The sequence below is a fragment of the Bifidobacterium sp. LH_389 genome, from assembly GCF_056357235.1.
The window spans coordinates 43427-64250 of sequence record NZ_JBKEVR010000004.1 but is presented as its reverse complement, the minus strand read 5'-3'; the positions used below and the strand labels follow the sequence as shown (position 1 = coordinate 64250).

The window sequence follows — 20824 nt, the reverse complement described above, 5'->3', positions numbered from 1 at the left end:
CCCTCGCGGATGGACGGCAAGCGCTACTTGCGCTCGACCTCCTGCATCTCGAAGGTCTCGATGATGTCCCCGAGCTGGATGTCGTTGAAGGAGCCGAGGTTGATGCCGGCCTCGTAGCCTTCCTTGACGGACTGCACGTCGTCCTTGAAACGACGCAGCGAGGAGATCTCCAGATCGTTGACCGTGGCCACGCCGTTGCGCAGGATGCGGCACTTCGTTCCGCGCTTGACCTCGCCGTCCTGCACCATGACGCCGGCGATGTTGCCGAACTTGGAGGAACGGAAGATCTCGCGGATCTCGGAGTGGGAGGTGACGACCTCCTCGTATTCCGGCTTGAGCATGCCCTTGAGGGACGCCTCGACGTCCTCGATGGCCTTGTAGATGATCGAGTAGTACTTGATCTCCACGCCTTCGCGGTCGGCGAGTTCCTGCACCTGACGGTTCGGGCGGACGTTGAAGCCGAGGATGACGGCCTTGTCCACGGAAGCCAGGTTGACGTCGTTCTGGGTGATCGCGCCGACGCCGCGGTGGATCACCTGGATGCCGACCTCGTCGGACACCTCGATCTTCATCAGGGAGTCCTCGAGCGCCTCGACGGAGCCGGAGGAATCGCCCTTGATGACGATGTTGAGCATGTCGATCTCGGCCTTGGCGAACTGCTCCTTGAGGCTCTCGAGCGAGACGACCTTGCGGCGCTTGGCCAGCTGGGCGGCACGCTCGGTGGCCTGGCGCTTCTCGGCGATCTGGCGGGCCGTACGGTCGTCGGAGGCGACCAGGAACAGGTCGCCGGCGGTCGGCACGGACGTCAGACCCAGCACCTGCACCGGCGTGGACGGGGTGGCTTCCTTCATGTGGTTGCCGTTCTCGTCCAGCATGGCGCGCACTCGGCCGTAAGAGGTGCCGGCGACGATCGCATCGCCCACATGCAGGGTTCCCTGCTGCACCAGCACGGTGGCCACGGCGCCGCGGCCCTTGTCGAGTCGCGCCTCGATGGTGGCGCCGCGGGCGTCCATGTCGGGGTTCGCCCTCAGGTCCAGCTCGGCGTCGGCCGTGAGCAGCACGGCTTCGAGGAGCTTGTCCACGTTGGTGCCGTTCTTCGCGGAGATGTCCACGAACATGGTGTCGCCGCCGTAGTCCTCGGGCACGAGGCCGTACTCGGTGAGCTGTCCGCGCACCTTCTCCGGGTTCGCGCCGGGCTTATCGATCTTGTTGACGGCCACGACGATCGGCACGTGGGCCGCCTGCGCGTGGTTGATGGCCTCCACGGTCTGCGGCATCACGCCGTCGTCCGCGGCCACCACGATGATCGCGATGTCGGTGATCTCCGCGCCGCGGGCACGCATGGCGGTGAACGCCTCGTGGCCAGGGGTGTCGAGGAACGTGATCTTGCGCTTCTCGCCGTCAAGCTCCACGGTCACCTGGTAGGCGCCGATGCGCTGCGTGATGCCGCCGGCCTCCTTGGCCACCACGTTGGTCTGGCGGATGCGGTCAAGCAGCTTGGTCTTACCGTGATCGACATGGCCCATGACGGTGACGACCGGCGGACGGGGCTTCAAATCCTCGTCCTCCTGCAGCTCCTCCTCGTCCAGGTTGATGTCGAACTGCTGGAGCAGCTCCTTGTCCTCCTCCTCGGCGGAAACGAGCTGGATGTTCCAGCCGATCTCCTCGCCCAGAATCTGGAACGTGGACTCGTCGAGGGACTGCGTGGCCGTAGCCATTTCGCCCAGATGGAACAGCACGGTCACCAGCGCGGCCGGATTGACGTTGATCTTCTCCGCCAGATCCGCCAGGGACGCGCCCTGACGCAGACGGATGGTCTGGCCGTTGCCACTGGGGATGCGCACGCCGCCGATGGTCGGCGCTTTCAGCTCCTCGTACTCATGGCGCTTCGCGAGCCTGTTCTTGCGGGCCTTCGAGGACTTGCCGCCCTGACGGCCGAACGCGCCCGCAGCACCGCCGCGACCGCCGCGGCCACCGCGTGCGGGACCGTTGGAGGTGCCGGAGCTCGGGAAGTTGCCGCCGCCCTGAGCGCCGAAACGGTTGCCGCCGCCCTGCCCCGGACGGCCCTGACCGGCACCGCCCTGACCCGGACGATTGTGGCCCCACTGGCCCGGCTTCGCACCGGTGCCCTGACCGGGGCGTCCGCGGAACCCGCCGCGGGCACCGCCGCCCTGACCCGGACGGCCGCCGCGACGGCTGTCGTTGACGGTCGGACGCGCCATGGGATGCGGACGCGGAATGTCTCCCGGCGTGGGCGTGCTCATGCCCTGACGACGGCTGAACGGATTGTTGCCCGGACGGGGTGCGCCGGCACCGGCATTGTGGTTGGCGCCATGCGGACGCGGGCCCGGCGTGGCGTTGCCGCCACGGGGACGCGGAATGCCAGGCACCGCATTGTTGCCGCCGCGCTCGCCGCGGTTCTCCCGGGGCTCGCCGCCCTGCTGGCGAGGGCCGGGACGACCACCCTGACCCTGATGGCGGCGGTTGTCGCGCTCGCCGCGGCCGTCACGGCCGTCGAAGGACTGATGCTGCGGCGCGGAAGGACGCGGACCGGGGCGTGCGCCCGGATTCATGGACGTACGGTTCTCACGGTTCTCGCGGAGCTCGCGAGCTTCGCGGCCCTCGCGGTTCGGACGCGGGGCGCCCGCCTGCTGTTCATGACGGCTCTGCTGATGGCCCTGCGCACCGGGACGTGCCGGATCGCCCGGACGGCCGGGAACGGGACGGGGCTGAGGCACGGCCGGACGGGGCTGCGCACCATGGGATTCGCCGCCCTGATGAGACGGCCGGGGCTGCTGCTGGCCGGCCGAAGCGGCGGGCTTCCTGCCGCCGTTGCCGTCTTTCTGGGCGTTCGGATTCGCCTGCGGGAACGCCGCCTTGAGTTTGCGGACCACCGGCGCCTCCACCGTGGAGGAAGCAGACTTGACGAACTCACCCATGTCCTTGAGCTTCTCAAGGACGGTCTTGCTGTCCACGCCAAGCGCCTTGGCTAATTCATATACGCGTGCTTTGGGCACTCATTTCTCCTATCCATCAGCCACGCGTAGGATTCGGCGCGGCTATCGTCCGATGACGGTGATTCGTTCCTCACTCATCGTGCGACCATGATCGTGGTTTACCTCATCTCTGTGCCGAGTCAGGGCATAGTGCACCCTTTTCGGATACCAGATTATGAGCATACTCGAGTGGCTGGATGATCAGCGCACGCCGTGTTGGGCATGACGGAACCGTCGTCCGGCGTCATACACCCATGTGCGGCACCGGGCGACGGACTTGCGGCTCACGCGGCGGTTCTACCGCCGTGTCCGTTTGCTACCGGCCCTGAATGAACGGACCGGACCGATTCACGCCTCCGGAGCGGTAGGATTCTGCGCCTGCGAACCCTGCGCTTCCTTGGCGGCCTTGGCCTTCACCTTCGCGGCGTGCGCCTCGGCGGATTCGATGCCGATCTTCCAGCCGGTGAGCTTGGCGGCCAGACGCGCGTTCTGGCCTTCCTTGCCGATGGCCAGCGAGAGCTGGTCGTCGTGGATGAAGGCGATGGCGGTCTTGTTCTTCTCGCTGATCACCTGCACGCCGGTCGCCACGGCCGGGGACAGGGCTGCGGCCACGAACTTGGCCGGATCGTTGGACCAGTCGACGATATCGATCTTCTCCGGGCCGAGATTCTCCATGACCGCGCGCACGCGGGCGCCACCGGGGCCGATGAGCGCACCCTTGGGGTTGACGCCCTCGGTGTTGGCGCGCACCGCGATCTTGGTACGGGCGCCGGCCTCGCGGGCGATCGCCATGATCGACACGGCACCGGACACCAGCTCCGGCACCTCGCGCTCGAACAGGCGGCGCACCAGCTCCGGGTGGGAACGGGACACGACGATCTCCGGCCCCTTGACGCCGCGGGCCACGTTCACCACGTACACGCGCAGACGCTCGCCGTGGCGGTAGCGCTCGCCCGGCACCTGCTCGCGGCGGGGAAGCAGCGCCTCCACGTCCCCGATGGCGATGTGCACGTTGGACGGATCCTTGACGTCCTGCTGCACGATGCCGGTGACGAGCTTGCCCTTCTGGCCGGAGAACGCACCGAAGACCTTCTCGTCCTCCACCTTGCGAAACAGCAGGGTGAAGACCTGACGAGCGGTGGCGGCAGCCAGACGCCCGAAGTCCTTGGGGGTGTCGTCGTACTCCTCGCCCAGCTTCGGGGCCGGATGCGGATCCTCCTCGGTGGGCTCCACCGGCTCCTCGTCACGCGCCCACACCGTGAACGTGCCCGCGCGCTCATCCAGCTCCACGCGAGCGTGCTTGGCCGGGTGCGGCGTCTTCATGTACGCCATGAGCAGTGCCTCGGAGAGCGCCGCATCCAAAGTCTCCCTATCGATCCCCTGCTCCACGGCCAACTGGTGCATGCTTGCCAGGTCTAGTTCCATTCCGAAGACCTCCTTATGAAGTTATCGCCGCCTGCCGGTCCCTGCGGTCTGTAATGGCTATTAGTCTAACGATTCATGGAGACACGCAAGATTCGGGGATGGGTCAGGCTTGCCGCGTGGCGCCGATTCGTGACGCTGGGTGCCGCGGTCGGCTTGCTCGCCGGAACGGCCGCATGCACCCCCTCGAGTGCACTGCCCCGCGTGGCAGGCGGGCTGGAGGCATCCACGACGGTGGGGCCTTGCGAGCGTTCGCTGGCGGACGCCGAGGACACCGGCGGCGGATCGTACTACGGAGCAAACCCCCGATACGTGCGTTACCGCTTGGCCGCGCGGGCCGCTGCGGCATGGAGGGATGTGGCGGTGATGTGCCCCGGACGTTTCGCGCAAGGCGTACTGGCGAGCGGGCAGATGGCCCATCGGGCTGCGACGCTTGCCGGAACGCTGGGCATGGCCTACGGCGCCGGACGCACCAGCGTGGACGAGCACACCGAACTGCATCTTGCCGAATCGCAGGCCGCAGGCATGGCACTGGCGCAGGACCGCGCCGGATTCGCCATGGAGATCCTGTCCGCCAAGCAGCGGTCCGACGCCGCCCTGCTGGCCCTGAGCGACCGTCACAAGGCGCTCGGCTCCGGATTCGCCGCGCATGCCGCAGACCGTGACGAGCGGCAGAAGGTGTATTCCGTGCAGCGCCTGCTGGCCGACCCGGTCAGTGCCATGGACGATGCGAACGGTCTGCGCGCCTCCACCGCGGGCATTGTGGAGATGGACGCGGTCCGCGAGCAGTTGCAGGCATTGGCATTCCCGAGCGGGAACGGTACGGACGCGGATGAGGCCCACGGATTCCCCGCCATTATCATTGCCGACGAGGCCACCGCCGTCACGCTCGCCGCCCTGCTGAGCGAGGAAACCGCGCAGGCCTTCGCGCTGGGCTACCCCACCTATGATGCCGCGGTGTTCGCCGCATCGGGAACCGCCACCGCTGTACAGGCTGACTGAGTCTGTACAGGCCGACTGAGTCTGCGCAGCGACTCACCGACAGGGCGGACCGAGTTGCCAAATCCCGACTCTGTGGCATAATAGACAAGTTGCTTGAATGAGCAGCGATGGATAAGTGTCCGAGCGGTCTAAGGAGCACGCCTCGAAAGCGTGTGAGGGCAACCCCCTCCGCGAGTTCGAATCTCGCCTTATCCGCGTTTTAGGGTTCCGGTCGTCATGGCCGGAGCCCTTTTTGCTTATACCCAGCCGGTACAATCCCCCGAAAACGCAAACTGAGCGAATTCCTTGCGCCGAAGGCTTCAATTGCCTTCCGGCGCAAGGAATTCGCTCAGCTTGATGTTTGTATGCGAAGTGGAGTGGATGCGGCCGTGCGGCCGCGAACGGTCAGATTTCGATGCCGTACTCCACGTAGGCGTAGTTGTCGTACACGTCATCGAAACGACGGTCGGCGTCGTGATCGACAACCGAATGGTGAGCGCTGGACTCCTGCATGATGGCTCCTTTCGCCAGCCTTGCACTGTTACCTCAGGCTTAGCCGATCAGGATGTCCGCCATATATGCGCCGGGAAAACGGCAGATGAATTCGCGGGGAACGTCCTGCGACATGCCTCGTAAAGCGCACTGCAATACTACGAAAACGGGAGGGCACGAACCACACGCAGTGATTCGTGCCCTCCCGAAGGTCGGACGTCAGCCCGCTAGCTCAGACCTCAGTCCTCAAAGGGATCGAAATCCCGACGCACGCGGCGGCGCGGACGCTCGGAACGTTCCTCGCGCTCCTCGCGGTACTCGTCGTAGTGATCGTCGGTAGCGTAGCGCGGGTTGCGGCCGCCACGGCCACCGCGGGAGCCACGGTCGCGGCGATCGTCGCGATCGTAATCGCGGTCGTCACGGTCGGAACGACGGCGACGCGGACGATCATCATAGTCACGGTCGTCACGGTCGGAACGATCGGCGCGATCGGAACGACGGGCCGGGCGACGGTCATCGCGATCGTAGTCGCGGTCATCGTCGTAATCGTCGGCACGACGGCGACGCGGACGATCATCATAATCGCGATCATCACGGTCGTCACGATCAGCGCGGCGACGCGGACGGTCGTCGCGGTCGAAACGACGGTCATCGCGATCGCCGTGATCGGAACGGCGACGCGGGCCACGGTCGTCGCGGTCGGAACGACGGTCGTCGCGACCGCCGCGGTCACGGCCGCCACGGGCCGGAGCGGCGGATTCCTGATCCTCGAAGCCCGGGATGGCCAGGGAGATCTTGCCGCGATCGTCCACGCCCTGCACGACCACCTCGACGGTGTCGCCCTCCTTGAGCACGTCCTCCACGGCGTCGATGCGCTCGCCGTTGGCGAGGTTGCGGATCTGGGAGATGTGCAGCAGGCCGTCGGTGCCCGGAGTGAGGTTCACGAACGCGCCGAACGACGTGGTCTTGACGACCTTGCCGTTGTAAGTCTCGCCGGCCTGCGGCACGTGCGGGTTGGCGATGGAGTCGATGATCGCCTTGGCCTTCTCGGCCGCCTCGCCGCCTTCGGAGGAGATGTAGACGGTGCCGTCGTCCTCGATCGCGATCTCGGCGCCGGTGTCCTCCTGGATCTGGTTGATCATCTTGCCCTTGGGGCCGATGACCTCGCCGATCTTCTCGACCGGAACGGTGGTGGTGATGATGCGCGGCGCGTACTCGCTCATTTCGGCCGGGCCGTCGATGCACTCGTTGATGACCTCGAGGATCGTGGCGCGGGCGTCCTTGGCCTGCTGCAGGGCGGCGGCCAGAATGTCGGCGGGGATGCCGTCGAGCTTGGTGTCGAGCTGCAGGGCGGTGATGAACTCGGAGGTGCCGGCCACCTTGAAGTCCATGTCACCGAACGCGTCCTCGGCGCCCAGGATGTCGGTGAGGGTCTTGTAGACGTGCTGGCCGTCCACGTCGCCGGACACGAGGCCCATGGCGATGCCCGCGACCGGGGCCTTGAGCGGCACGCCGGCGGCGAGCAGGCTCAGCGTGGAGGCGCACACGGAACCCATGGAGGTGGAGCCGTTGGAGCCGATGGCCTCGGAGACCTGACGGATGGCGTACGGGAACTCCTCGCGGCTGGGCAGCACCGGCACGAGGGCCTTCTCGGCGAGGGCGCCGTGGCCGATCTCGCGGCGCTTCGGGGAGCCGACGCGGCCGGTCTCGCCGGTGGAGTACGGCGGCATCTCGTAGTTGTGCATGTAGCGCTTGGACTGCGGGCCGGACAGCGCGTCGATCTGCTGCTCCATCTTGAGCATGTTCAGCGTGGTGACGCCCAGCACCTGGGTTTCGCCGCGCTGGAACAGGGCGGAGCCGTGGACGCGCGGCACGATGTCCACTTCGGCGGACAGGGTGCGGATGTCCTTGAGGCCACGGCCGTCAATGCGGTAATCCTCGGTGAGGATGCGGCGGCGCACGATCTGACGCTGCAGCTCCTTGAACGCGTTGCCGAGTTCCTTCTCCTTCTCGGCGTCGTCCATGTCGGTGAACTCGTCGGCAAGGACCTCGCGCACGTGCTCCTTGATCTCGTGGATGCGGTCCTGACGCGGCAGCTTCTCCGCGATGGACAGCGCCTCGTTGAGGTCCTCGTGGGCGATCTCGTCGATGCGGGCGTACAGCTCGTCCGTGTACTCCGGGAAGAGCTGGAATTCCTTGGTTTCCTTGGCGGCCTTGGCCTTGAGCTCGTCCTGGGCCTCGCAGATGACCTTGATGAACGGCTTGGCGGCCTCGAGGCCCTGGGCCACGACGGCCTCGTCCGGCTTGGTCTGGCCCTCGTCGTAGATGAGGTGCCAGGCGTTCTTGCCGGCGCCCGCCTCGATCATGGCGATGGCGACGTCGCCGCCCTCGATCACACGGCCGGCGACCACGATCTCGAACACGGCGCGCTCGCGCTCGCTCCAGCGCGGGAAGGCGACCCACTGGCCGTCGATGAGCGCCAGACGCACGCCGGAGACCGGGCCTTCGAACGGCAGGCCGGAGATCATGGTGGATGCGGACGCGGCGTTCAGGGCGATCACGTCGTACGCGTCGTCCGGGTTGACGGCGAGGATGGTCTCCACGACCTGCACCTCGTTACGCAGCGTGTGCGGGAACAGCGGGCGCAGCGGGCGGTCGATGATGCGGCAGGCCAGAATGGCCTCGGAGCTCGGGCGGCCCTCACGGCGGAAGAAGGAGCCGGGGATCTTGCCCGCGGCGTACATCTTCTCCTCCACGTCCACGGTCAGCGGGAAGAAGTCGTAGTTCTCCTTCGGGCTGCTGCCGGCGGTGGTGGTGGACAGCACCATCGAATCGTCGTCGAGATAGGCGGCCACGGCGCCGTCGGCCTGCTGGGCCAGACGGCCGGTCTCGAAGCGCAGCGTGCGCCTGCCGAACGATCCATTGTCGATTACGGCCTCAACGGCCTTGATTTCGGGACCCTCCATCGGGGTTCCTCCTTTGTTTGATTATCAATACCTACTATCGGTGTCCTCTAGTGCGGACGTGCTTCACATTCCCGTGCGACCCCTTGGCCGCGTCCCTCGTGTCAACCCTTCCGGCGGACCCCTCTATTCACAACCGCACCTTGCGGCCATACTCCCGGTCCATCTTCCTGTTGCCGTTGGACGGCGATATGCAAAACGCCCGAGCGCCATTCTAGACGCCCGGGCGGAAGTTCTACTATCGACGCAGACCCAGCTTCTCGATCAGCGCACGGTAGCGGTTGATGTCGTTCTTCTTGAGGTAGTCGAGGAGACGACGACGGCTACCGATCATCAGCTGCATGCCGCGGCGGGAGTGATGATCGTGAGAGTGCTGCTTGAGGTGCTCGGTCAGGTCGGAAATGCGCTTGGACAGCAGCGCCACCTGGACCTCCGGGGAGCCCGTGTCACCCTCATGGGTCGCGTACTTCGTAATGATCTCCTGCTTCTCAGCGTTGGAAAGTGCCACAGTTCCTCCTTGTTCAGTCCATGGCTGCGCGGTGCACCCGACACCTTGCCGGGGCGCTCTCTATCCGCGGGCGAAACACGCCAAGGAGATACTATACGGGTCCGGCCGGACGTGCGACGCGCCGAGGCTCACACCGTGGTGAGCAGCCCGCCGAAGAGCACGACCGCGAGCGCGACCATCTCCAGTGCGAAGAACAGGGTGAATGCGGCCCAGCTGCGCGTGAGCACGTTGAGAGGCGAATCCTTGCGGATGAGCACCAGAATGGCCACGAACAGCACGGCGAACGCCGCCACGCCGGCCGCCGCCGCGATGATGCCCAGATTGCCCGCGTTGGCCAGCTGCGCGTTGCGGCCGTACACCACATAGGTGACATACCAAAAATTGGAGCGCAGCAGGCACAGGCCGGCCATGAACTGCTCGGCCGCGAGCGCGATCACGAACACGAAGCGCCACACCCACCGCCTGCTCTGCACCACCGCCATGCCGAGCCCCGTGAACGCGAACAGGGTGACCGCCCAGGATGCCAGCGCTATGCCACGCGGCTCGAACATGGCCAGATGCGCCATGACCCAGCCGGTGTTATTGATGGCGAGGCTGCGGCCCACGCCGTACGGCACCACGATGGCGGCGAGCACCAGCGCAAAGAAGCCGATCCATGCGAGCGGACGGAAGCGTCGGCGTTCCACGTCGGCCAGGGACAGGTCGGACTGCGGCTGGCGCGCGGCGGATTCGAACAGTTCGTCGGAGCGTTCCTCGGCGGGGGTGACAGGGCTTCGCCCAATCCCGTGCCGCGTCGCGTCTTCGCCCATTGTCCCCCCTCGCCAGTCATCCTGCATTGCCGTGTTTGCCGTACTGCGTGGCGATTCTACAATTCTTTGCCGGCGAATGCCAATCGCGCTTCAGTCGGCTGGCTGGCGCGGCGGCTCGTCCGGCTGCGGCGGCTCCGACTCGCGCTTTGCGTTGATGATGGCATGCAGCATGTCCACTTCGCGTTCCAGTTCGGCGATGCGGCGCACCTGTTGGGCGATCAGCACGTCGCGCAGGTCGCCGTCTGAGCCATCGGCTACGGGAAATACGATCGCACGGCGGCCGGGCTCCAGATCGAAGCCATCTGGGTCACTGGCGTGCAGGCTGCGGATTGGTCTTCGAATACCCCCCCCCCTGATTTCTTGCTGAGGGGGGCGGATTATGCGTTCGTTGCCATTTCCCCGTCGCGAGGCCTCCTCGCGCCATCGGGCGAAGCACCGTTCGATGCGCTTGCTGCCCACCAGCGACGGGTCAAGCCCGGCCTCGCGGAACAGCTTGACCGGCGACGCGCCTTCCGCATAACGACGCATGCAGTGTTCCTTGAACGCGTTGGAGTACGTGATGCGCTTGGCGGTCGCCTCCACCACTGCAGGCAGGGATTTGAGGTATGCGATCTCCTCCGGACTGAACATTCCGCCTTTGCTGGCCATGGTCATCCCTCCATTCAGCCGCTTCTGTGCGCTAGGGGAAGATGGTAGTCATTCAGGGGGTTACGCGGACACCCCCTATTAGGGTGTCTTTCCCCGAGGCGGGCCGGGCGGATTCGGCATTGGGGAAGGCACCAACAACATTACGGGCTGAACGTCGCGTTTCTGGCGATTCTAAGCGCCAAATGATCGCTGCAGCGATAGATTCGCACTTAGAATCCCGGATTTCGCGACGTTCAGCCCGTAATTTGAAGGGGCGAGCCCCACTCGGCCTGGCAATTCACGACGCGTGCGCATCGACGAGGAAGCTCCGAGCCATCACTGCTTCACCTCCATGCCGTAATTTGCTTCACCAAGCAGATCACGGAACAGCGTGTCCGCCGTAATGTAATTCTGCAAACGTCCGAACCACTTGATCGCATCGTTGACGTCCTTATTGGATCGGCCGCTCGCATTGATGCCATGTTTCAGCAGGAACAGCTGCTTTTCCCATTGCAGAAACCCTCTATCGACATCGTCAAGGTGCAAATCGCCGGAAAAGGAGCGTTCCATTGTTGACGACTCGGCGTCGAGCTGCATCGCAAGCTGCATGCGCGGCCCCGATGATCGCTTCGCGTCGTCCGTGACGCATACGCGCTCGAATTCGTACGACATATTACTGATGGAATCGGCCGCAAGGCAAACATGCTCCGTCGCGGAAGGCAAGGCGCGGCAACGCAACGGGGGATAAATGCCCGAAGGCGAAAACATTTCCGCAGCCCGCAGCCACCGCAGCACCGCCTCGGTTGGAATCCTGAACACGCACGCCTGCACGTCGCCAATCCCGTCGTCCCGCTCTGCACCCGCCACCGATTTGTCCGGAAGCCAGAGCAATCCGTGCTGCGCATGCGGACGCAGGTAAAACGACGGCACGGCCTCGCGCATATCGATCACATATCCGCCGCTGTACCGCGACAGACCTTTGCGCCTCATCCCGGTATCCTCGTCCGTCAGGGACGGCAGTGGAGCACCCGGCGAAATCGCATAGAGATATACGTAATTCGCATACTGAGGATAATCATCGACGTCGGGAATGTACACGGGGATATTTTGGAACACCGGGGAGAGGCAGGACCTTCTCCGGGCGTCCTCATATGCCCCTAACACATGGACATTGGTGGGGTCCGCCACGTCCGCATCCGAAACTGCGATCTTCGACCCGTACCGGACAAGCCCGAAAAACAGCGCATACGGCAATGATTCGGTTAGATCAAGCCATCTCGTTTCCATGCCATAGTGCTGAAGCAATGGTTCGACGGTATACAGCGGCACATCCCAACAGGCAAGATTGTCATTCCCCACCATCGTGTCGTCCTGCAGTAGAACACGCTCCTTGCGGTTCCCCACATTCAGCGACGCCGGCCATTCACCCGCCAATGAGATGATCTTATATATGCGCTCCCTTGCGGCATCGTCCACCGCCGCGGCATCCTTCTCGTCGATCGGCGTTTTTTCCCATACCGAGCTGCGAAGTAACGACGGAAGGGGGAAGATGCGCCCTTGATTCTCGTATATCTTGCTCTGCCCTCGGAAGTAAACCTTGCCGTCGGTAATGAACTTCAAATACCCGATTGCCTGAACGAGCGCATTGATGTCGGAGACATCAAAGACGTGCAGCGGATAATCCTTCCACCGTCGGTCAACGCGAATCTCGCTTTCGCGCGTGGCGCATATTTTGCTGGCATCCCACTTCGCAACCATGCCGTCCCCCTATTTCCTCATTGCGTTGCCGTCGCACATGGCAGGCAACGCGACGAGCTTCGAACCTGTTCTTGAGCATACCCGCGACCGCCACATTGAGCCAATGAATGTCCCACGATGAAGAATGGGCCCGGGGAAGGATCGCGGATCCATTCCCGGGCCCATTACCCATTACAGGAATCGGTGTTCAGCAATCACGCACGAAGCGCGGCGCTGGCCTTGCGGGACTTGCCGTACACCGTGGCGGCGGCACCGGCGAGCAGCGCGGCGATCACCGTGAACATCGCAATGCCCGCGGCACCGGTCTGCGGCAATTGCGTGAGATTTTTGGCATTCTTGACGACGCCCTTGTTGGTATCGACAAGGTTCCACAACCCGTCCTTGGAGAATGCCACCTTCCAAGTGCCGTCGGGACTGCCTTCGGCAGTCTCTTCTCCGGGCTTCGGAGCCGGAGCGGAGATGGTAACCTCGAACTTCGGAAGAACAACCACGTTCTGCATGTACCCCGCCGGGGCCTTGATTTCCTTGACTTCGTACGTGCCGGCATCAAGACCGCCAACCCACAGTTTTCCATTCTGGCCAGCGACCATTTGCGTGGTCAACTCATCGAACACAGTCTCGTTATCTACAGTGGCATTCTGATCCTGAGCCACAAAGTACTGGCCAACGGCGTTCGGATTGCCGGAATTATCCTTGACGAACTTGATCGGCTCCTTGCCGCCTTTCACGAACACTTGGAACACGGCACCGTTAAGGAACTCCTGCTCGGAAACATCGGTCTTGGTGAAATCGAACTGATAGGTGTACACCTTCGGCGTATCCGGCGTGGATTCGCCAGTACCGTTGGTACCGGGGTTGTTGGAATACTCCAGCTTCGCGCTGTTCGCATTACCAGCGTTGCCCACAACCGCATTCTGGTTCAGCACTGCGGAGTAGGTCACCACGATGTCAGTGTCGTAAGCGAGCGACTTGATGCTTGCGGAAAGATCCACGACGAGACCGGTCGTACCATCCTCATTCGAGCTCACGGTCACGGTATAGTCGGCTCCTTCAACCAGATCCTCAGGCGCTTCGCCGTCAGCCTTGGTCGCGGTCACCACGATGCCGGTGTAATCGATGTCTTTGTCGCTTGCCTTATCCCGCAGAGTCAGCCCCTTGGAGAGGGTATCGGAAATCTTGTAGGTGTAAGTGCTGTAGCCAGCGGTCGCAGGGACCTTACCGGAGATCTGGTAATCGACCTTGTCACCGATCTTGGCGTCGGTAGATTCGGCCCAGTTCTTACCATCCGAGCTCGTCTTCTTATCGATCGTGGGCAGCTGGTTCTTGACCTCGACCTCGCCGAGAGTCTGCATTTCAAGGTCCCGGCCCTCGATTTTCGTGCCGACCAGCATCGGGATGGAAGCGGAATACTTGCCCGCAGCGTTGATCACATCACCGGTTGTCTGATCCACGATCAGGTACAGGCCCTGACGCGGCAGATCCGTGAACGTAGCCACACCGTTCTCACCGGTAGTCTTCCAGCCACGTTGCTTAAGCTCCGTAGATGCCAAGCTCGCAACCTGCGTCACAAATTGGCGAAGCGCACCCTCATACGGGGCCTTGGCGGACGTAATGTCCAGATTGCCATGGTTGTCACGCGCGACATAGCCGAGATAGTGCGCAGCAACATAACCAATCGGGTTGTTCTTATATTCACTGGTTTCGTAGCCGTTCTGCACTCCGGGCTCGTTGGCGTCCTCGTCAACATTCTTCAGGATTTTGCCAAGATCATTGTAAAGCGGACCGTTGGTATTGACGAAAGCGCCGTCACGAGTCGCCACCGAAACGCTCGCGACTTTGCCGTTGCGGCCTTCCACCCACTGATCGTAGTAGCCCAATGCGATGGCACTAAACTCGTGGCCATTGACCGAGGCTTCGGTACCCTTGATGGTCAACGAGTAGTTCTCCGTCTGGTTGACGTCGTGGACTTCACCTTCCTTCGCATTGGCGGTGGTGGCGCCGAGGGCGAGGCCGCCGAGCAGGGTCGCCGCTGCGGCGACGCCCGCGAAAAGTTTCCTCATGTTCATGAGAAATCCTCTCTTCCTTCTTTGGTTGTTGTTTGCTGTTTTCCTGCAATCGCGGAGGCCGAGGTCCTTTCCGGGGCCTCCGCGATCCGCAAATCCTGTGTGGCTGTCGCCATCCGCTAGAGGATCAGCCCCCTGCGGCGACGCCATTCGTGCATTGCGGCCATTGCCAGACCGGCCATCGCGGCGAATATGCCGCCGCCGACCAGCCAGTCGCGCGCCGACGCCGGCCCGCCCGTCAACGGCAGTGCGGACACCGCAATGAACGAGTTCACGAAGGTGGGCTTATCGGTGTCGTTCTCATAGGAAACCGTGGCGGCAAGCTTGCCGGAATCGTTGTCCTTGGTCACGCTCACGGTGATCTTGTAGCCCTGCCCGTTGTTGCCGTCGTTGAGCTTCGTCACGTCGTAGGACCAGCCGGGAACCCGATCAGCGTCGGCGGTGTTCTCCATGACCGTGAACTCGTATGTTCCGGCCGTGGTGAACACCAGATCCGCGAAGTTCACGTCCTGCGTCTTGTCCTTCTTGATCTCTCCCGAGGTGGAAGCAACAAGACCGTCACTCGGGAACGCCGTAGCCTTGCCGTTGGCATCCACGTAGAACACCGGGCCTGATTGGGACGTGTCATCGCCCACGCGCTTGAGCGTGAAGCCGAAGTTCTTGCCGTCCGGAGCGGTCCAGTCGGCACCCTTCACCTGCTTGATGACGCCGACCGTGGCCTTGACGCCGTAGCTGTTCACGAAGTGCGCGTGACGCTCCGCGTCCTTGGCCGTCACACCGGTGGCCACGCCCTTATTGATCTGCGTAGCGTTGTTGTCTTTGGCCTCCACGCGCAGCTGATAGAACTGCGCAGGAATCGTGGTTTCCGTCAACGTGTAGTCGGTGGTCTCCGGCAGATCGGCGAACACGGCGATCTGACCGTTCTTCAATGAGAGCATGCCGGAGCCGGTACCGTCAATCGTCATGGTCTGCGCATTACCGCAGTTACGATAGCCGCCAGACGCCGTCTCATCGATCGTGCACACCCGATATTCGTAGCTCGACGCCAACGCCGGCAAATTCGCCCTGGCCGTGAGCTGGACCGTGAATCCAAACGCGGCATCCGGCGCCGGATTGTCGCCCTCGCCTTCAACTGCGTTGGAAATCTTCAGCGTGGAAACGGCGACATCCGTAAACTGCGCCATGACGGAGCCGGTGACGATGTTGCTCAGGCGGACGCCCGTCAGATCAGTGCGATCGGCATTCTCGTTGTAATCGTTATCTTCGGTATTGGCTGCATCCTGCGTGGAACTGATGATGCCAAAACCTCTGTCGAAGGCGAACATCGTGGTGCCGTCGGACTCGCGCGGGCTGTACCCGAATTGGAGGACCGGCTGCACGTCGCCCTCATCGTCGCCGACGTCGTATTTCAGGCGCATGACGTCCCTCGTGGCGGACGCATCGATGATGACTTCACCGGAACCCTTGACATCATTCGCTTTGCGACTCACACGGCTGGCGTAGGCGTCATCCGGAGAGGTCACGGTCGGTGCACCGGAATCGGCACTGAACCCGGTGATTGAACCGGGCGCGCTCTTGATCCAGGTCAGCGTGTTGTCGGTGTCATCGTTCGTGGCGAAGGACGACATCGGGCGCACGAGCCAGCCGGCGCCGCGCAACACCTTGAGACCGTCGTTGTCCGCGCCGGCGTCCACGAAGACGCCGTAGTCGTTGACGATGACCTTGGACTTCACGTTGCTCTTGAGATAGCCGTCCGGGGCTTTGGTCTCCACGAGGCAGTAGGTGCCGGATTCGAGGATCTTCTTCTCGGCGGACGGGAATGTGGCGGTGCCGTTGATCTTCAGCGACGCATCCTTGCCCGGGGTCTTCACCGTGCTTACCGTGTCGTACGGAGTACCGGACGGCTGGATGGTGGAGCAATCCACATTCGCACCGCTCTTGCTATCGCTCACGCGGTACAGGCTGAACTCGCCTCCTTCGAGCGAGTTGCCGTCCGTGTCTACCTTCTGCACGAACAGCTCGTTCTTCACGTTGGACACGTAGAAGTTCGCGGAGAACTGACGGACGAACGGGTCGTCTGCGTCGAAGTTCAGGCGGACGGTGTTGTTCGCGGTGATGCCATCCACGTCCGTGACGCCATCCGCATAGTAGTAGGCGATGGTGTATTCAGCCTCATCCTTCTGCCCATCCGGCAGCATGTAGTAATACTTCTCGATGTTGCCGGGCAGGTTCTCGACGGTGACCTCGTATCCGCCGCTCGTGGTGAGCGCGAACACGTTCGACGGATTGGCCTTGATGGTTTCCACCACACCTGCCATGCCGGACTGCTCTGCATACTTCCAGCCGTGGAGCTGATCGCCGTAGACGCCTTTCCATGCGTCCGTCTCACCAATCTGCTTCGTCTTGTCGCGCTTGAGCACCACGGCGAACATCAGACCCTGGGACGGATCGATCGTGTGGCCCTTCACGTCTTCAATGGTGGTGGAGGCCGTGGTGGTCACCTTGCTCAGGGCCAGCGAGCCGGTGCGCCACAGGCTGCCGGGATCGGACGGGTCCGTGACGGACAGGATCACGCCGCTCTTGGTGCCGGACGTGGAACTCTGGTCCTCCACGTAATGCAGGTGCATGCCGGCTGTTTCGCCGGCGGCCGTGGGCGTGGCCTTGCGGTAGCCGTCCGGAACCTTGGTTTCCTCAAGGATGAAGTAGCTGTATCTCTTCTCCGTCGTATAGTGCAGATCGTCGAAGCTGACGACCTTGCCCTCCTCATCCTTCAGCACCAGCGTGCCGTCGGTATCGGTGGTACCCGAGCCGACCTTGACCTTGCTGCTCTCGGAATAGCTTTCATCCGTGGTGTACAGCGTGAATTCCGCGCCGGCGACCGCCGCGTTGTTCTGATCGACCTTGTAGATCTCGCTCTCCGGGATCGTCACGAGGTTGAACTTCAGGCTCATGTTGGAATCGCTACCGCCGCGCTCGAGGTAGAAGAACTTGAGCGTGTGATAGGTGTTGTCCGCGAAGGTGTCGCCATTCCATTTCGTGGCACCCGACTTCTCTGCGGCTTCGTACAGGCCCTTCAGCGTATTGCTGCGCTCACCGTTGACTTTCACTTCGCCCGTATTGAAGTTAATGTCCAGAGTCGAAGCGACATGGATGCCACCCAGATCGCCCACCAATACATCGTCGATGTACACCCACACATCGTCGTCGCCGGAGAAGTGGTACTGCATGGCATTGCCCTTGCCAGTACCCTGCTGGATCGTGCCGCCTGCGGGCTGTACGAAGCGTGATGACATGGACAGGCCGAAGTGATGGTTCATCGCGCTGGAGACCGATGTGGTGTCGCTGGCAGTGAGCTTGTTGCCGCTCTCCTGCAGAACATCGGAGGCAGCGTTGAAGGGGAAGAATTGACCGTTCTGCGAGTCGCGCACCGCGCTCGTTGCCCTCACGCCCCACGTGTCGTACAGCGTCCACTTGTTCTTGCTGGTCGTGCTGGTATCGAGCGTGGCAAAGTTGGCCGACTCGAACGTGCCGCCACTCGCGGCATCGCTGTTGGCGTTGTAGTAGTAATAGCCGGAGTCATCCACCTGCAGCAGGCCCTGCGTATCCATGTACGCGGCCTTGCCATCGTGCCCCTCGCCGTTGAACAGATATGCCAGAGACTCATCCTGAGTAATGCCCAGCGCATTGCTTTGCCTGAGCTTCGGATAACCGTCCTGCAGCGTGTTGTGCACCATGCCCGTGCGGGGCGCAGTGGTTCCGGTCCATGTGTTGAATTTCGGAAGATTATCTTGCCTACTGTAGAACTTCAGCTGCTGGTCGTGGTTGATGCCGATATTGCTCCAATTGCTTGGATCGTTGATGTCCGACGCCTTTGGGCTGTCGAGCCAATAATCGAACGCGTTGATCGTGGTACCGTTCGGTGAGACGCCTGCCACGGTGTGGTCGGCAAGCGCAGCGGGGGTCACGCCGGCATCCGCATGCGAATCGGATGCCTGAGTACCGCCGGCTGTGGCGACCGGATCGGTCTTGGCCGCCATACTCGGTGCGGCATCCGCAGTGGCCATCTCGGTCACGCCACCATCCGCGGCGTAGGCGCTCGCACCCACGCCAGCACCGATCATGGACACGGCGACGATTCCCGCGACGATGCGACCGACGAACTTCCGCGTCGTCGGGCGCATGGCGGAAAGCAAATCTGCAATCCCTCGCATAGCGTTCAGCCCATCTTCTTTATATGCGGACGGTTCCGCAAAGCTTTCAGTAAAGAGAAAAGCTAGCCGGAATGCCTCTGCGATGAGAGCCCCCGAATGGTGGGGTTCAAGTACCCGAGGGGCGAGCAAATGCCCGAATGACAAGAAAGTGGGCCACACGATCTGCGTGATGATTTCCAGCGATTCCGTCCACAACAGGGGACATGGAAAGAGTGTTGCGAACGGGTGCCGAGCGCAACGAATCACCTTGATAAGCCAAACCGTTGCACAGATGTTGCAACAGGCACCAACCACATAGCTCAAAAGCCGCAAAAATCGTTGGAATTCCAACGCCCACGAGTGGAGCGGACGACGGGAATCGAACCCGCGTAATCAGTTTGGAAGACTGAGGCTCTACCATTGAGCTACGTCCGCATGGAAGCCGCGAAAACTTCCGACGTCCGATTATGACATACATCCCGGGACTTTGCAACACGGTGGCGGTCAACGCCGTAAGTCCCAACAAAACCGGATGCCCCTCCAAGCAACATGCCATACCGCTGCCAAGCGCACGCCGGTAACCGCGCTAGAATGCCATCCGTTCGCCCATCGGGCGGAAACAGGCAGGAAGGAGCAGCACGCATGACGCAATCCGTCACGCAGACCGATCAGACCACACAGGCCGCCCACACTACGCCGGCAACGCAGCCGGAGCGGACCGCCACGTTTGACTTCACCTCGGTGATCGACCGGCACGGCAAGGACGCCATCGCCATCGACGCAGTGGGCTCCGCCGACCCCGATCTGGCCGGATTTGCGCCACGCGCGCCCAAGCCCGGATTCGACGTGATCCCCATGTGGGTGGCGGACATGAACTTCCCCACGGCCCCGTCCATCCAGCAGGCCATCATCGAACGCGTCCAGCACCCGATGTTCGGCTACTTCCGCCCGAGCGCCGAATACTACGGCGAGATCATCGCCTGGCATCGCGACCGCAACGGCGTAACCGGACTCGCCCCGGAGCACATCGGCTACGAGAACGGCGTGCTCGGAGGCGTGGTCAGCGCGCTCAAGGCGTTCGCCGAGCCGGGCGACGCGGTACTCCTCCACTCCCCCACGTACAACGGGTTCACCAACACCATCGAATCGAACGGCTTCCGCATCGAGCACAGCCCCCTGAAGCGCGACTCAGACGGCGTGTGGCGCATGGATTTCGAGGACATGGATCGCAGGCTCAAGGCGAACCGCATCCACGTGGCCGTGTTCTGCAGTCCGCACAACCCCACCGGGCGCGTGTGGGAGCGGTGGGAGATCGAACGCGCGATGGACGTGTACCGCGCCAACGACTGCGTGGTCATCTCCGACGAGATCTGGTCCGACCTCATCCTTGCCGGCAACCGGCACATCCCCACCCAGTCGGTGAACGACGACGCGCGCAACCGCACGATCGCGTTCTACGCGCCGAGCAAGACGTTCTCGCTGGCCGGACTCGTGGGCAGCTACCACATCGCATACAACTCCTACCTGCGCGACCGGCTGACCGCTGTGAGCGACAAGACCATCTACAACGCCATGAACGTGCTGTCCATGCACGCGCTGATCGGCGCATACCGGCCCGAGGGGCGCGCGTGGCTCGACCAGCTGCTCGGCGTGCTCACCGGCAACGCCGAACTGGCGGTCGGGTTCATCCGCTCGCACTTCCCCGGCGTGGACGTGGCCATGCCGCAGGGCACGTACATGCTGTTCCTCGACTGCACCGAATGGTGCGAGCGCCACGGCGTGGGAATCGGCGAGCTCATCGAGCGCGGCTGGAACGTGGGCGTGGCGTGGGAGGACGGGCGGCTGTTCCAGCACCCGTGCGCGATTCGTATGAACCTCGCGCTACCGCGATCGCGCGTCGAGGAGGCGCTGGAACGCATGGAGCGCTACGTGTTTACGGACACCCGCGAATCCGCGGCCTGAGCAAGCCTTCTGGGCCGTGCCGGAGTGCCGTGGCCGCGCCAAGGCCGCCACGG

The 20824-nt window shown here is 63.1% G+C and carries 11 protein-coding genes and 2 tRNA genes; 3 read left to right on the top strand and 10 right to left on the bottom strand.

Going from position 1 to position 20824, the window contains the following annotated elements:
• Window positions 1-23: 23 nt before the first annotated feature.
• Window positions 24-3017, bottom strand: coding sequence for a translation initiation factor IF-2 (infB, locus tag AC1AZA_RS05840; protein ID WP_476513804.1), 2994 nt, complete (start codon window positions 3015-3017; stop codon window positions 24-26).
• A gap of 327 nt (window positions 3018-3344) precedes the next feature.
• Complete coding sequence (gene nusA / locus AC1AZA_RS05835) at window positions 3345-4421, bottom strand: transcription termination factor NusA (RefSeq protein WP_476513803.1); 1077 nt, start codon at window positions 4419-4421, stop codon at window positions 3345-3347.
• Between the two features lie 75 nt (window positions 4422-4496).
• Here nusA and AC1AZA_RS05830 point away from each other — a divergent pair, with 75 nt between their 5' ends.
• Together AC1AZA_RS05830 and AC1AZA_RS05825 are read left to right on the top strand one after the other, a co-directional pair.
• Window positions 4497-5420 carry a hypothetical protein gene (locus tag AC1AZA_RS05830; protein WP_476513802.1) on the top strand — a complete coding sequence of 308 codons (924 nt, stop codon included), beginning with the start codon at window positions 4497-4499 and terminating at the stop codon, window positions 5418-5420.
• Between the two features lie 109 nt (window positions 5421-5529).
• A tRNA-Ser gene (locus tag AC1AZA_RS05825) sits at window positions 5530-5615 on the top strand.
• Window positions 5616-6130: 515 nt separating this feature from the next.
• Here AC1AZA_RS05825 and AC1AZA_RS05820 read toward each other — a convergent pair.
• The 8 genes from AC1AZA_RS05820 to AC1AZA_RS05785 all read right to left on the bottom strand — a co-directional run bounded on the left by AC1AZA_RS05820 (window position 6131) and on the right by AC1AZA_RS05785 (window position 19244).
• Window positions 6131-8857 carry a polyribonucleotide nucleotidyltransferase gene (locus AC1AZA_RS05820; RefSeq protein WP_476513801.1) on the bottom strand — a complete coding sequence of 909 codons (2727 nt, stop codon included), beginning with the start codon at window positions 8855-8857 and terminating at the stop codon, window positions 6131-6133.
• A gap of 235 nt (window positions 8858-9092) precedes the next feature.
• Window positions 9093-9362 (bottom strand): 30S ribosomal protein S15, encoded by a 270-nt coding sequence (gene rpsO, locus AC1AZA_RS05815; RefSeq protein WP_476513800.1) that lies wholly within the window; start codon window positions 9360-9362, stop codon window positions 9093-9095.
• 128 nt (window positions 9363-9490) lie between these two features.
• Window positions 9491-10171 (bottom strand): hypothetical protein, encoded by a 681-nt coding sequence (locus AC1AZA_RS05810; protein ID WP_476513799.1) that lies wholly within the window; start codon window positions 10169-10171, stop codon window positions 9491-9493.
• 90 nt (window positions 10172-10261) lie between these two features.
• Window positions 10262-10819, bottom strand: a complete 558-nt coding sequence (locus tag AC1AZA_RS05805) for an HTH domain-containing protein (protein ID WP_476513798.1) — start codon at window positions 10817-10819, stop codon at window positions 10262-10264.
• A 315-nt stretch (window positions 10820-11134) separates the two neighbouring features.
• On the bottom strand, window positions 11135-12556 hold the full coding sequence (locus AC1AZA_RS05800; RefSeq protein WP_476513797.1) for a hypothetical protein: 1422 nt from the start codon (window positions 12554-12556) through the stop codon (window positions 11135-11137).
• A gap of 194 nt (window positions 12557-12750) precedes the next feature.
• Window positions 12751-14622 carry a SpaH/EbpB family LPXTG-anchored major pilin gene (locus AC1AZA_RS05795; RefSeq protein ID WP_476513796.1) on the bottom strand — a complete coding sequence of 624 codons (1872 nt, stop codon included), beginning with the start codon at window positions 14620-14622 and terminating at the stop codon, window positions 12751-12753.
• 116 nt (window positions 14623-14738) lie between these two features.
• Window positions 14739-18800 carry a SpaA isopeptide-forming pilin-related protein gene (locus AC1AZA_RS05790; RefSeq protein WP_476513795.1) on the bottom strand — a complete coding sequence of 1354 codons (4062 nt, stop codon included), beginning with the start codon at window positions 18798-18800 and terminating at the stop codon, window positions 14739-14741.
• Window positions 18801-19170: 370 nt separating this feature from the next.
• Window positions 19171-19244, bottom strand: a tRNA-Gly gene (locus AC1AZA_RS05785).
• Between the two features lie 207 nt (window positions 19245-19451).
• Between AC1AZA_RS05785 and AC1AZA_RS05780 the strand changes: the two genes are divergently transcribed.
• Window positions 19452-20771, top strand: a complete 1320-nt coding sequence (locus AC1AZA_RS05780; RefSeq protein WP_476513794.1) for a MalY/PatB family protein — start codon at window positions 19452-19454, stop codon at window positions 20769-20771.
• Window positions 20772-20824: the final 53 nt, after the last annotated feature.